11 protein-coding genes are annotated in these 12,183 nt (G+C 72.8%); 6 read left to right on the forward strand and 5 right to left on the reverse strand.

Going from position 1 to position 12,183, the window contains the following annotated elements:
• Positions 1 to 23 precede the first annotated feature (23 nt).
• The 3 genes from ACIA8X_RS40165 (at position 24) to ACIA8X_RS40175 (ending at position 3,592) form a co-directional block, all read left to right on the forward strand.
• Complete coding sequence (locus ACIA8X_RS40165) at positions 24 to 476, forward strand: MarR family winged helix-turn-helix transcriptional regulator (protein ID WP_393441783.1); 453 nt, start codon at positions 24 to 26, stop codon at positions 474 to 476.
• A 128-nt stretch (positions 477 to 604) separates the two neighbouring features.
• Positions 605 to 3,298 (forward strand): LuxR C-terminal-related transcriptional regulator, encoded by a 2,694-nt coding sequence (locus ACIA8X_RS40170; protein ID WP_399460379.1) that lies wholly within the window; start codon positions 605 to 607, stop codon positions 3,296 to 3,298.
• 96 nt (positions 3,299 to 3,394) lie between these two features.
• Complete coding sequence (locus ACIA8X_RS40175) at positions 3,395 to 3,592, forward strand: hypothetical protein (RefSeq protein WP_093907849.1); 198 nt, start codon at positions 3,395 to 3,397, stop codon at positions 3,590 to 3,592.
• A 29-nt stretch (positions 3,593 to 3,621) separates the two neighbouring features.
• Here ACIA8X_RS40175 and ACIA8X_RS40180 read toward each other — a convergent pair whose 3' ends face one another.
• Positions 3,622 to 4,026: an SHOCT domain-containing protein gene (locus ACIA8X_RS40180; RefSeq protein ID WP_399460380.1), complete on the reverse strand. Its 405-nt coding sequence runs from the start codon at positions 4,024 to 4,026 to the stop codon at positions 3,622 to 3,624.
• Positions 4,027 to 4,321: 295 nt separating this feature from the next.
• On the opposite strand from ACIA8X_RS40180, the gene ACIA8X_RS40185 reads away from it, so the two are divergent.
• The gene (locus tag ACIA8X_RS40185; protein ID WP_399460381.1) at positions 4,322 to 5,740 is read left to right on the forward strand and encodes an MFS transporter; all 1,419 of its coding nucleotides are present in this window, start codon (positions 4,322 to 4,324) and stop codon (positions 5,738 to 5,740) included.
• 28 nt (positions 5,741 to 5,768) lie between these two features.
• Here ACIA8X_RS40185 and ACIA8X_RS40190 read toward each other — a convergent pair whose 3' ends face one another.
• Complete coding sequence (locus ACIA8X_RS40190) at positions 5,769 to 6,170, reverse strand: SHOCT domain-containing protein (RefSeq protein ID WP_393443193.1); 402 nt, start codon at positions 6,168 to 6,170, stop codon at positions 5,769 to 5,771.
• A gap of 134 nt (positions 6,171 to 6,304) precedes the next feature.
• Positions 6,305 to 6,721: a hypothetical protein gene (locus ACIA8X_RS40195; protein ID WP_393441773.1), complete on the reverse strand. Its 417-nt coding sequence runs from the start codon at positions 6,719 to 6,721 to the stop codon at positions 6,305 to 6,307.
• A 169-nt stretch (positions 6,722 to 6,890) separates the two neighbouring features.
• Between ACIA8X_RS40195 and ACIA8X_RS40200 the strand changes: the two genes are divergently transcribed.
• Positions 6,891 to 8,201 (forward strand): cation:proton antiporter, encoded by a 1,311-nt coding sequence (locus tag ACIA8X_RS40200; protein WP_393441770.1) that lies wholly within the window; start codon positions 6,891 to 6,893, stop codon positions 8,199 to 8,201.
• Here the strand turns inward: ACIA8X_RS40200 and ACIA8X_RS40205 are convergent.
• Positions 8,173 to 9,576, reverse strand: coding sequence for a DUF2252 domain-containing protein (locus tag ACIA8X_RS40205; RefSeq protein WP_393443191.1), 1,404 nt, complete (start codon positions 9,574 to 9,576; stop codon positions 8,173 to 8,175). The two genes, ACIA8X_RS40200 and ACIA8X_RS40205, sit on opposite strands and share 29 nt — an antisense overlap.
• Positions 9,577 to 9,748: 172 nt before the next feature.
• Here ACIA8X_RS40205 and ACIA8X_RS40210 point away from each other — a divergent pair, with 172 nt between their 5' ends.
• Entirely contained in the window at positions 9,749 to 11,113 is a 1,365-nt protein-coding gene (locus ACIA8X_RS40210; protein WP_393443189.1) for a diacylglycerol/lipid kinase family protein, read from the forward strand.
• Positions 11,114 to 11,173: 60 nt separating this feature from the next.
• Here the strand turns inward: ACIA8X_RS40210 and ACIA8X_RS40215 are convergent, their stop codons facing one another.
• Complete coding sequence (locus ACIA8X_RS40215; RefSeq protein ID WP_399460382.1) at positions 11,174 to 12,016, reverse strand: hypothetical protein; 843 nt, start codon at positions 12,014 to 12,016, stop codon at positions 11,174 to 11,176.
• Positions 12,017 to 12,183: the final 167 nt, after the last annotated feature.

Genomic DNA, 12,183 nt, shown 5'->3' on the forward strand with positions numbered 1-12,183 from the left:
AGTAACGGGGTTACCCTGAGAGCATGGCCACTCCACAGAACACCCACCGCCCCGATGAGCTGACCCTTGAGGTCGTCGACCTCATCGGCTCGGTCGTGGCCCGCTACCACGAGGAGTACGACGAGGCCGCCGCCGACCACACCCTCACCGGCGCGCAGGCCCGGCTGCTGAGCCTGCTGTCGCTGGAGCCGCTGCCCATGCGGAAGCTGGCGCAGAAGCTGCGGTGCGAGCCGTCGAACGTGACCGGCATCGTGGACCGGCTGGAGTCCCGGGGCCTGGTGGAGCGCCGCCCGGACCCGGCGGACCGGCGGGTGAAGCTGGCGGCGGCCACCGAGGAGGGCCGTCGGGTGGCCCGCAGCCTGCGCGACTCCCTGCGGTTCGCCCGGGAACCCCTCGCGGGGCTGTCCGAGGAGGAACGGCAGGCGCTGCGGGATCTGCTGCGGCGGATGCTGGGCGCGGACCCGGGTCCGGTCTGACGGCTGAGGCGTCACTTGCGGGCTTCCTGGTCCGAGGCGAGGATCAGAGCGTGGGTGTGCTGCGTTCCCCCGGGGGCTAACCCCCGGACCCCCATGCTCGGGCATCCATAAGGTCTGTGATGGGCGTGATGTCGTACTCCGTCGGAGAGGGCCACGGCGATCCCAGCGTGACGGCGTTGGCCCCGAATGGCGATCCGGTGCTCGCCGCACGGCTCACCGTGCCGACGGTCCCCGGGACGTTCGTACGCCGGGAGCGGCTCGTCGAGCAGCTCACCGAGGGTGCGCGCAGTCCGCTGACGCTGGTCAACGGCCCTGCGGGGGCGGGCAAGACGCTGCTGGTCGCCGACTGGATCGCGGCCTGCGCGCCGGGGGACGTCGCCTGGCTGACGGTGGAGCCGGAGGACAGCGCGCCCGGCGTCTTCTGGGCCTACGTCCTGCATGCCTTCCGGCACCACGGGGTCGACCTCCCCGAGTCCATCGGCAGCCCGGCCCGCCCCGGCGAGGTGGACCACTCGCTGCTGGCCCGGCTCGCGGCCTGGCTGAACGGGCGGGAGACCCGGGTGGTCCTCGTCCTGGACGAGTTCGACCGGGTGGCCGGCTGCGCGGAGGTGGCAGACGGGCTCCAGTTCGTGCTGCGCCACGCCGGCGAGGGACTGCGCCTGGTGGTCATCAGCCGTACGGAGCCGCTGCTGCCGCTGCACCGCTATCGGGCCGCCGGTGAACTCGTCGACATCCGCGCCGACGACCTGGCCTTCCGCGCCGAGGAGACGGCCGCCCTGGTCGACCGGCACGGGCTGCCACTCTCGGCGGAGGCCGCGCGGGTGCTGACCGACCGCACCGGGGGCTGGGCGGCGGGGCTGCGGCTGTGCACCCTGGCCGCGCAGCGGGCCGGTGATCCGGAGAGCTTCCTGAAGGAGTTCGAGCCGGGGCACAGCACGGTCGCCGACTTCCTGCTGGGCGAGGTGCTGCGCGCCCACCCCGCCGAGACCCAGGACCTGCTGCTGCGCACCAGCATCCTGGAGGAGACGCACCCCGATCTGGCCAACGCCCTCACCGGGCGGGACGACGCGGAGCCGATCCTGGAGGAGTTGCAGCGGGCGAACGCGTTCGTCGAGCCCATCGGGCACTCGTGGTACCGGCTGCACCCGCTCTTCGCCGAGATCCTGCGGGTGCATCTGGGCGTCCGCCATCCCGGCCTGGAGCCCGAGCTGCACCGTACGGCCGCCCGGTGGCTGATCCGGGCGGGCCTGCTCGACGAGGCCCTGCCGCACGCGGCGGACGCGGGTGACTGGGAGCTGGCCGCCGCCGAGTTCATCGACCATCTGGCGATCGGCCGGCTGCTGACGGGGCTGGCCGCCGAGCGGCTGGACGGCCTGTTCGCCAGGATGGCGCCCGAGGCGTCCGGCCCCGCCCCCGACCTGGTGCGCGCGGCGCGGGAACTGGCCCGCCACGACGTCGACCGGGGTGTGATCTATCTGCGGCGTGCGGAGGAGCACCTGCCGGGCGGCGACGCGGCTGCGGTCCGGCTGAGCTGTGCGGTGCTGCGGGTGCTGGCCGCCCGGGTGGCGGGCTCGGCGGACCTGGCGGAGACGGCGGCGCGGGCCGCGGTGGAGGCGGAGCGCTCCCTGCCCGCCGACCGGCTGGAGCGGTGTCCGGAGCTGACGGCCCTCATGCTCACCGACCTCGGCTCGGCCCAGTTGTGGGCGGGCCGCTTCGACGCCGCCCGCGCCACGCTGTCCGACGCCGTCCGGTCCGCCCAGGGTCCCTCGACGGCCCTCCCCCGGCACGAGGCGCTCAGCCGGCTGGCACTGATCGACTTCCTGTACGGCCGTCCCGGCCGGGCCGAGACGCACGCCCGGGGCGCGATCGCGGAGGCGGAGCACTCGGGGCTGCCGCTGTCCGGCCGGACCGGGATGGCGCAGCTGGTGCTGGCCGCCGTAGCGATCGACCGCGACGATCTGGCGGATGCGCGGGGCCATCTCGATCTGGCGGCCGCGACCTCCGGTGCCGCCCGCGATCCCCTCGTGGCCGTGGAGCTGGCGATCCTGCGTTCCCGGCTGCTCTGCGCGCGCGGGGACGCGCGGTCGGCGCTCCTGGCCCTGGACGACATGGCGGAGCAGCCTCTGGTCTCCGTCGAGCCCTCCCCGTGGGTGAGCGACCGCATCGCCATGGCCACGGCCACGGTGCGGTTGGCCGACGGCGATCCGCGGGCCGCGGTGAAGGTCTTCGAGGAACAGCCGGCGCACGGCCCGGAGAGCCTGGTGGCCGAGGCCCGGGCGAGGGCGGCCGCGGGCGAGGGCGAACGGGCGCTGCGGATCCTCGACGCACTCCCCGACCAGCACGACCGGGGACCGGTCATCGACGTGTGGGCCCTGCTGACCCGCGCGCAGGCCGTCGACGCGCTCGGCGACTCCGCCACCGCGCAGAGCCTGCTGCTGAAGGCGCTGGCCGCCGCCCGCCCGCATCACCTGCGGCGACCGTTCCTGGAGGCCGGGCCGTGGGTCGGACGGCTGCTGCTCCAGCGGCCCGCGCTCGCCCGGGAGCACACCTGGCTGACCGACCGGCTCTCACGGCGGGCCGTCGACGGGCAGCGGCGGGAGCCGCGGGAGGAGTCGGCGAGCCCGCGCCCGGAGCCGCTCAGCGCGCGGGAGCGGGACGTCCTGGAGCGGTTGGCCCAGCTGATGTCGACCGAGGAGATCGCCGCCGATCTGCATCTGTCGGTCAACACGGTGAAGACCCACCTCAAGAGCATCTACCGCAAGCTCGCCGCCACCCGGCGTGGCGAGGCGGTCCGCCGGGCCCGCGAACTGGGGCTGCTCTGACGCGAGCGGAGCTGTTCCGAGCGCGTCCGCTTCGGCCCGGGCCTGTCACCTCGCTCGGGTGATGCCACCGGTCCCCCGGCCCCCCAGCATGAGGACATGCTCTACGAGATCCGCGTCGACGGGCAGATGTCGAACGAGCTGACCACGGCGTTCCCCGAGCTGGACAGCTTCGTCGTCCCTCATCAGACCGTGCTGTACGGCCAGGTCAACGACGAGGCGCATCTGTACGGCCTGTTGATTCGGTTCCAGTCGCTGGGCCTGCACATCGTGGAGTTCCGCCGGCTCCCGGAATGAGCGGCCGGCGGTCGCAGGCGTCGTACGGCTCACCCCGCGAGCACCTTCGCCTTGGCCCGCTCGTACTCGGCGTCGGTGATGTCGCCGTGGTCGTGCAGTCCGGCGAGCTTCGTCAGCTCGTCCACGTGGGTCGGCCCGGTCGCCGGGGCCCCGACCGCCGCCTCCTGGACGTAGGAGCGGAACTGCTCCTCCTGCCGCTGCATCTGGCGTACGTCGCGTTCGCCCATGCCGCGGCCTCGGGCGATGAGGTAGACGAAGATGCCGAGGAACGGCAGCACACAGACGAAGAGCGTCCAGCCCGCCTTGGCCCATCCGCTCAGCTCGTGGTCCCGGAAGATGTCACCGAAGACTCGGAACAGCATCACGAACCACAGGACCCACAGGAAGAACCAGAGCATGGTCAGGAACGCGTTGAGCAGCGGATAGTCGTCCACTGTTGCCTCCACATGCCGGCCGCCGTGGCGCCACGGCGGTACTCGGAGCCTGATGTGTCCACGCTGCGCCTGCCGGGCGCGGAGGGCATCACCCGGAGCGGGTGGGGTGCCGCCCTCCGGGGCACGGCGCGGCGGGAGTCCCGCTCGGGCCCGCCGCAAGCCCGCCGCCGGAGAGCTCACCTGTCAGGGGTGAAGCCCCCTCGCGGGCGCTCCCGAACGATGAGGGTGAGCCGTTTCAGCGGTGATCCTGATCACCGGGTACCTGGCGCCCCGGCGGCGGTCGGAGGCGACGACGGTGAGTGACACCGACCTGGAGCAGCGGTCGCACAGCGGGCACGGAAGCGTCCTCGCCGCTCTCGCACTGGCCCAGTTCATCTGCAGCTTCGCCGGCTCCAACATGAACGTGATGATCAACGACATCAGCGAGGACCTGGACACCACCGTGCAGGGCGTGCAGGTGTCGATCACGCTCTTCCTGCTGGTCATGGCCGCGCTGATGATCCCCGGCGGCAAGCTCACCGACCTCTACGGCCGTAAACGCTGCTTCCTGGCGGGCCTGGTCGTCTACGCCGTCGGCGCCCTGCTGTGCGCCGTCGCCCCGGGCCTCGGCGTGCTGATCCTCGGCAACTCGATCCTGGAGGGCATCGGCACCGCCCTGCTCATCCCTCCCGTCTACATCCTCGCCACGCTCCTCTACCCGGACATGACGTCCCGGGCCCGTGCCTTCGGAGTGATCATGGGGCTGGGCGGCATCGGGGCAGCTGCCGGACCGCTGATCGGCGGACTCATCACCACGGGGATCAGCTGGCGGGCGGCCTTCGTCTTCCAGGCGCTGGTCATCGCGGTGATCGTCGTCCTCAGCCGCGGGATCGAGGACCCGCTGCCCCCGGATCCGAGCCGCTCCTTCGACACCGTCGGGGCGGTCCTCTCCGCCGCCGGCCTGGTCCTGATCGTGATGGGCATCCTGGCGGCGGACAACAACGTGTGGCTGATGATCGGCATGATCGCCGCGGGCGCCCCCGTGCTGTGGTGGTTCTTCCGCCGGACCCGCGCCGAGGAGGCGTCCGGCCGGGAGCCGCTGCTGTCCCTCAGCCTGTTCCGCAACCGCACGTCCAACCTCGGACTCGTCACCCAGAACGTCCAGTGGCTGCTGCTCATGGGCACGTCGTTCACGGTGGCCGCCTACCTCCAGGTCGTCCGCGGCTACAACGCCATCGAGACCGGGGTCATCTTCACGGCCGCCACGCTCGGGTTGCTCGCCTCGTCCCTGGCCGCCGAGCGCCTCGCCCGCCTGCGGCCGCAGCGCACGCTCATCATCAGCGGCTTCTTCCTGGCCATCGTCGGCATCGCGGTCCTGATCGCCCTGGCCGGCAGCTTCACCAACCCCTGGGTCTACGCCCCCGGGCTCCTGCTGATCGGGCTCGGCCTGGGCGTGATGCTCACCCCGTCGGTCAACGTCGTCCAGTCGAGCTTCCCCGAGGAGCAGCAGGGCGAGATCTCCGGCCTGTCCCGCAGCGTGTCCAACCTCGGCTCGTCCTTCGGTACGGCGATCGCGGGCACGATCCTCATCTCCGGACTCACCCGCGGCGCCTACGCCGTCGCGCTGATCACCCTGGGAGCCTTGGGCATCGCCGGCCTCGTCGCCGCGGAACTGCTGCCGCGGGAACCGCAAGCGAACGGCGCGCCCTCGGCATCGGCCGAGGACGCGCCCTGACTGCGCGTCGGGGATATGGCAGCGGCTCTCAGCCGGCCAGCACCTTGGACTTGGCCTGCTCGTACTCACCGTCGGTGATGGCGCCCTGGTCGTGCAGCGCGGCCAGCCTGCCCAGCTCGTCCGCCTTGGCGCCCGGCGCCTTCGGGGCCGGTGCTGCGGCCTCCTGGACGTAGGCGCGGAACGCCCGCTCGCGGTCCCGGGCGTGGCGCAGTTCGCGCTCGCCCATGCCGCGCCCGCGGGCGACCAGGTAGACGAAGACGCCGAGGAACGGAAGCGCGCACACCATCAGCGTCCAGCCCGCCTTCCCCCAGCCGCTGAGCGTGTCGTCCCGGAAGATGTCCACGACCACGCGGACCAGCAGCATGATCCACATGACCCACAGGAAGAACCAGAGCATGGTGAGGAAGACGTCGAGCAGGGGGTAGTCCATGGTCGCCTCCGGCGGCAGGTGGGATCCCGAGGCCTTCACGGTGCGCCGGGCCGTTCCGTCCGGCATCACCCCTCACGGGTGGCCGACGACGTCCCGACCCGGCAGCAGGCCGCGAGCAGCGCGTTGCCCGGGTCCTAGCCCAGTGGGTCCCGCTTCACCACGCACAGCGCCCAGATGATGAACGCGTACAGCGCGATCAGTGTGAGCGACCAGACCGGGTAGTACGGGATGGACAGGAAGTTGGCGATGATCAGCAGGGCCGCGATGCCGACGCCGACAACCCTCGCCCACGGCTTGGCCGCGAACAGACCGAAGCTCACGACCACGGCGATGGCCCCGAACAGCAGGTGGATCCAGCCCCAGCTGGTCAGGTCGAACTTGAAGACGTAGTTGGGGGTGGAGACGTACACGTCGTCCTCGGCGATCGCCATGATCCCGCGGAAGACGTCGAGGATCCCGGAGATGAACAGCATCACTCCGGCGAACAGCGTCAGGCCGCTTGCGGCCGCCTGCGTCCCCGCACGCTGCTGGGGACGAGCGCTGGTGGCCATGGCCGGCCTCCTTTCCTCACCGGGCTGCGGCGCGCAGCCGTACACCACCGAGCCTGATCCACGACGGCCGCGCCCGTCGTCACCCTCGAAGGGTGAGGACGCGCCGGGCGCCGCCCTGCTGCCATGGATCACTGGGACCCGGGCGCCGGGGCCCGAGGAGGTCGACGCGATGAGCGGTGGTGCCTGGGCGGGGCTGGCGGTGGCGGGTGTCACCGCCGCCTACGCCCTCGGATCGCGTCGGCTGTCGGGCACGCCGGCCACGTCGGCGATCGTGTTCACGGGGAGCGGCCTGCTCATCGGTCCCGCCCTCCTCGACGTCGTGGACATCGAGCACTACGCCGCCCCGATCACGGCTCTGATGGAAGCCGCCCTGACCCTGGTCCTGTTCACCGACGCCATGGCCGTCCGGCGTCGCGACCTTGATACGGGCGGCTTCATGCCCGGCCGGCTGCTCGGCATCGGCCTCCCGCTCTCCATCGCCGCGGGCTGGCTGCTGGCGTGGCCGCTGCTGCCCGGGCTGACCGTGTGGGAGCTGGCCCTGGTGGCTGCGATCCTCGCGCCGACCGACGCCGCCGTGGGCAAGACGGCCGTGTCCGAGCCCTCCGTGCCGCCGCTCGTCCGCCACGGTCTCAACGTGGAGAGCGGCCTGAACGACGGCCTGATCCTGCCGTTCTTCATCGTCTTCGCCGCCGGCGTCCCCGGCACGTCCTATGCCCAGGAAGGCATCGCGGGCGCCTTCTGGCGCTCCCTGCTGCTCAGCACCGCCCTGGGCCTGCTGGCCGGCGACCTCGGCGGGCGGCTGCTGCGGGCGGCCCGGGCGCGCGGCTGGATCGCCCGGGACTGGGCGCAGGTGTATGTGCTCGGGGTCGCCGTATCCGCGTATGAACTGGCCGTGCTCACCGAGGGCAGCGGCTTCATCGCGGCCTGGGTCGCCGGATTCGCCTTCGGACACGCCGTGCGGCGCCACCAGCCCGTCGGCATGCCGCAGGGCCCGGACCGCACGCCCGAGTTCGCCGAAATCCTCGGCGGGCTGCTGGCAGCGATCAGCGTGATGGTCTTCGGGGCGGTGCTGCTCGGCCCGGCACTGCAGCACCTGACCTGGGAGATCGTCCTGTACGCCGGGCTCAGCCTGACGGTCGTACGGATGCTCCCCGTGGCCGTCGCCTTGGCCGGGAGCGGCCTGCGGTGGCCGACGGTGGCTTACATCGGCTGGTTCGGGCCGCGCGGTCTCGCCTCCATCGTCCTGGCGCTGCTCGTGGTCGAGGAGCATGTGCCGGGAGCCGAGACGCTGGGCCGGGTGGTCGCCGTCACCGTCGCCCTCAGCATCCTGCTGGAGGGTGTCTCGGCCGCGCCGCTCGCCAAGTGGTACGGCCGCTGGTATGCGCGTGCCTCGGCCGCCGCCGGTGGGCGCGGGTTGCGGGAAGGGGCGTCCGTGCCGGAAGGGGCCGGTGTCACGCCGTCAGGTCGGTCCGGGCCATGACGCGTCCTTCGGCCACCGCGTCGGTGAGCGCCTGGTGGTCGCGTTCGTTCTGGTCGGCGTAGGACCGGGCGAACTCCACCAGGGCCCGGTCGAAGCCGTCGCCGCGGCCGAGGTAGGCGGCGATGGCGATCGGGTCGCCCGAGCGGGCGTGGGACCGGGCCAGCGAGGCGCCGCACAGCCGGGCGAAGAGACCCAGCGTGCCGGCGTCCATGGTCTCGGGGCGGGCGATGCCCTTCCAGTCCCGCAACTGCCGTACGTAGAAGTCGCGTTCACGGCCGTCGAACCCCGTGACGTGCTGCCAGCCGAGGAAGATGTCGCTGGCGGCCTGCATGAGCCGCTGCCCGGCCACCACCCGCTCGCCCTGGTTCTCGTAGGGGCTTGCACCGCAGTAGGGGGCGAGGACCGAGGTGCCCGCCTCCTTGGCCTGGAGGAGGAGCGGGTCCTGGTCGTCGCGGCCGAGCAGCAGGATGATCCAGCAGCGGGTGCCGACGCTGCCCACGCCGACGACCTTGCGCGCCATGTCGGTCACGTGGAACCGGCGCAGCAGATGCCGCCGCTCCGTCGACAGGGTGTGGGTGTACTCGGTGACCAGGTCCCGCAGGTTCTGCGTCAGTTCCTCGCCCTCCGTGCCTGGCATCAGTTCGGCGAGGGGGGTGATCAACGGGGGATCCGAGATGATCCGGTGGGTGCCGTCCACGACCCGGGTCAGCTTGGCGGCCGCCTGGAGGCTGGTGCGGGTACGGGCCTTCGCCGCCGCCTGGGAGACCCGCTGCCTGTCCTCCTTGCCCGGCCGTTCGGGCAGCAGCGCCGTGAGCTGGTCCAGGTCGTCCCGCGCGTACCAGATGTCGAGGGTGCGCAGCTCGGCGAACTCCCGCATGCGCTCGCGGTAGCCCTGCACTCCGGCCCGCACGAGGGTGTCGCACTGCTTCGCCGGGAACCCGTTGGCCCGGCCGGCGATCACCAGGCTCGCGGAGAGCCGCTTGACGTCCCACTCGAAGGGGCCGGGCAGGGTCTCGTCGAAGTCGTTGATGTCGAAGACGAGATGGCGCTCCGGGGAGGCGAGGAGCCGGAAGTTCAGCAGGTGCGCGTCGCCGCACAGCTGGACGTACAGCCCGGTGTGCGGTCCGGCGCCGAGGTCGGACGCCATGATCGACGCGGCTCCCCGGTAGAAGCGGAACGGCGATTCGAGCATCCGGCCGTAGCGGACGGGGACCAGTTCGGGGACGCGGTCGGCGGACTGCCGCTCGATGATGTCGACGGGGTCCGGCCGTTTCTCGTCGGGCTCGTAGGCGGCGTGGGCGGAACGCGGCATGTGCGCGCGTGCCTCCTTGCCGAGTGCCGCGCGCTCGGCCGGGGAGAGCGGGCCGCTGCTCATCGCGGAGAACGGATCGTCCTGCGTCGGGGAACTCGGAGCGTCGTGCATCGTGGCCATGACCGGACCTCCTTGCCCGCAGGGTCACAGCCGGGCGCCCCCGGCCGGATCACCCGTAACAGGTGATGTGGGGCCGGGGTCCGGGCGGTGGGATGCCCCCGTGGGCGGTACGCGGATGCCCGCGCGGACGTCCGGCACGGCCGGTCGTCCCGATGCGGCGGCACAGCGGTGGGCGGCGCGCCTGGCACTCCTGGTCGCGGTCGGCGCGGTCGCCCTGCTGCTGGCCGCCGCCGGAGTCAGGAGCCTCGGGCTGCTGGCCGTCGGCCTGGCCGGGCTCGTCGCCACCGCGGCCGCGCTGTGGTGGGCCCTCTCCCGACGCGGCCTGGCCCGGGCGCTGGCCGCCGCCCTCGCCGCGCTGCTGCCGCTGGCGGTGCTGCTGAACTACGCGGCGGTGGGCCTGCTGTGGGCAGCGCTGTCCGCCCTCGCGCTGTGGCTCGCGGCGATGCTGATCGGGCGGGCCGCCCTCGCCGCGGACGCCGGGCGGAGCGGCCCCCGGGAGCATCCGACCCCGGCGCCCGCCGCACCGTTCCTGATCATGAATCCGCGCTCAGGGGGCGGAAAGGTCGGCAGATTCGACCTCGTGGCCAAGGCGCGGGCACTGGGCGCCGAGGTCGCCGTACTCGATCCGGCCCACCCGCAGGACGTCGCCGAGCTCGCCCGAGGGGGCGTGGCGCGGGGCGCGGATCTGCTGGGGGTCGCCGGGGGCGACGGCACGCAGGCGCTGGTGGCGGGTGTGGCGGCGCGGCACGGGCTGCCGTTCGTGGTGATCTCCGCCGGCACCCGCAACCACTTCGCCATGGACCTCGGCCTCGACCGGGCCGACCCGTCGACCTGCCTCGACGCCCTCACCGACGGGGTCGAACTCCGCATCGACCTGGGCCTCATCGGTGAGCGCGTCTTCGTCAACAACGCGTCCTTCGGCGTGTACGCGGCGGTCGTGCAGAGCCCCGCCTACCGCGACGACAAGGTGCACACCATCCTCCGGGAGCTTCCGGACCTGCTGACCCATCAGGTCGGGCCACGCCTGACCGTCCGCGCGGGCGACGTGCTCATGGACGCTCCCCAAGGGGTCCTGATCAGCAACAACGCCTACCAGCTCGGCGACGCCGCCGGACTCGGCCGCCGTCCCCGGCTGGACTCCGGGGTCCTGGGCGTGGCCGGCGTCAAGGTCGACAACGCGGCTCAGGCGGCCGGGCTGCTGCGGGGCCGGCAGGCGCGCGGGCTCACCCTGCTGGCCGAGACCGAGGTGGTGGTCGACTCCGACGCCCCCGACATCCCGGTCGGCGTCGACGGCGAGGCCCTCCTGCTGCCCACGCCGGTCACCTGCCGTATCTCACCCGGCGCCCTGCGCGTGCGGGTGCCGCGCAAGCGGCCCGGAGTGCCCGGGGCGAAGCCGCGGATGGACTGGCGGAGCCTGGGGCGGCTGGCGTTCCCCCGGTCCCGTCCCGCCGGTCGTCCCGCCGACCCTCGCACCCCCTGAGATTCGCGAAGGCGAACGAGTCAGGTGCACCACCGACGGATCAGGTACACCGCCAACGGGTCAGGTGCACCACCAGAGGAACCGGTTGCAGGTCTCCGACGGCGACGGGTCCGGGGTCGGGTCCGACGTGGTCGGGTCCGCCGTCGGCTCCTGGGTCTGCGGATCGGAGGTGGCCGTGGGGCCCGGGTCGGAGGAACCGGAACCGCCGCCGCCCGTCGTCGCCGACTGGGAGTTTTCGTCGGGGGTCTTGTCCTCGCCCTTCTTGTCGTCCTTGTCCTTCGGCGACTTCGAAGCCGAGGGAGACTTCGACGGATCCGGCGACGGCGAGTCCCCGTCCGTCCGCGTCGCCCCGTCCGTCACGTCCGGGGACGCGGACACCTCCTCCGACGCCGCGCCCTCCGCGGACTCGTCCCCGGCCGCGGCCGGCTTCGGGCTGCTGCCCGGCGCGTCCATACCGAGCTCCGCCAGGCTCAGACCGCCCGCGGCCAGGACGAACCCCGCAGCGATCAGCAGGGCCCGGCGACGGCGGCGCCGATGCGCGGCGGCCTTGCGATCGCGACGGCTGACTCCGCCCTCGGACTCGTCGTCGTCCCAGTCGTCGCCATCACGGTCGTCAGCGTGGTCGCCATCACGGTCGTCAGCACGCTCGTCGTCGCGCCCACGCGGGCCGTCGCGCTGGCCGTCGCGCGCGTCGTCGTGGCCGTCCTGGGCGCCCGCGTCGTCCCGGTACTCCACCTCGGGGGCGGCGTACTCGTCCCGGTAGAGAGGACCGCCGTAGTCACCGCCGCCGTGCTCGCCACCGGCGTAGGCACCGCCGTCGCCGTACGCGGCACCCCCGTACTGCCCGTCGTACTGCCCGTCGTACTGCCCCGCGTACGTCTGGGCGGGTATCTGCTGGGCCATGGGCGGCATCTGCGGATACGCGTCACCCGCGCCCGCGTGCACACGTAGCTGTTCGACCGTGGCGCCGCACCCCGGGCAGGCGAGGGCGCCATTCAGGTGCCGTCGGCACGGGTGGCAGTAGTCCATGACGCGGGAAGACTAAGGAACCGACCCACGCCTTTCCTAGC

It is taken from the genome of Streptomyces sp. NPDC051738, from assembly GCF_044453205.1.
In the GTDB taxonomy this organism is placed as follows: Bacteria; Actinomycetota; Actinomycetes; order Streptomycetales; family Streptomycetaceae; genus Streptomyces.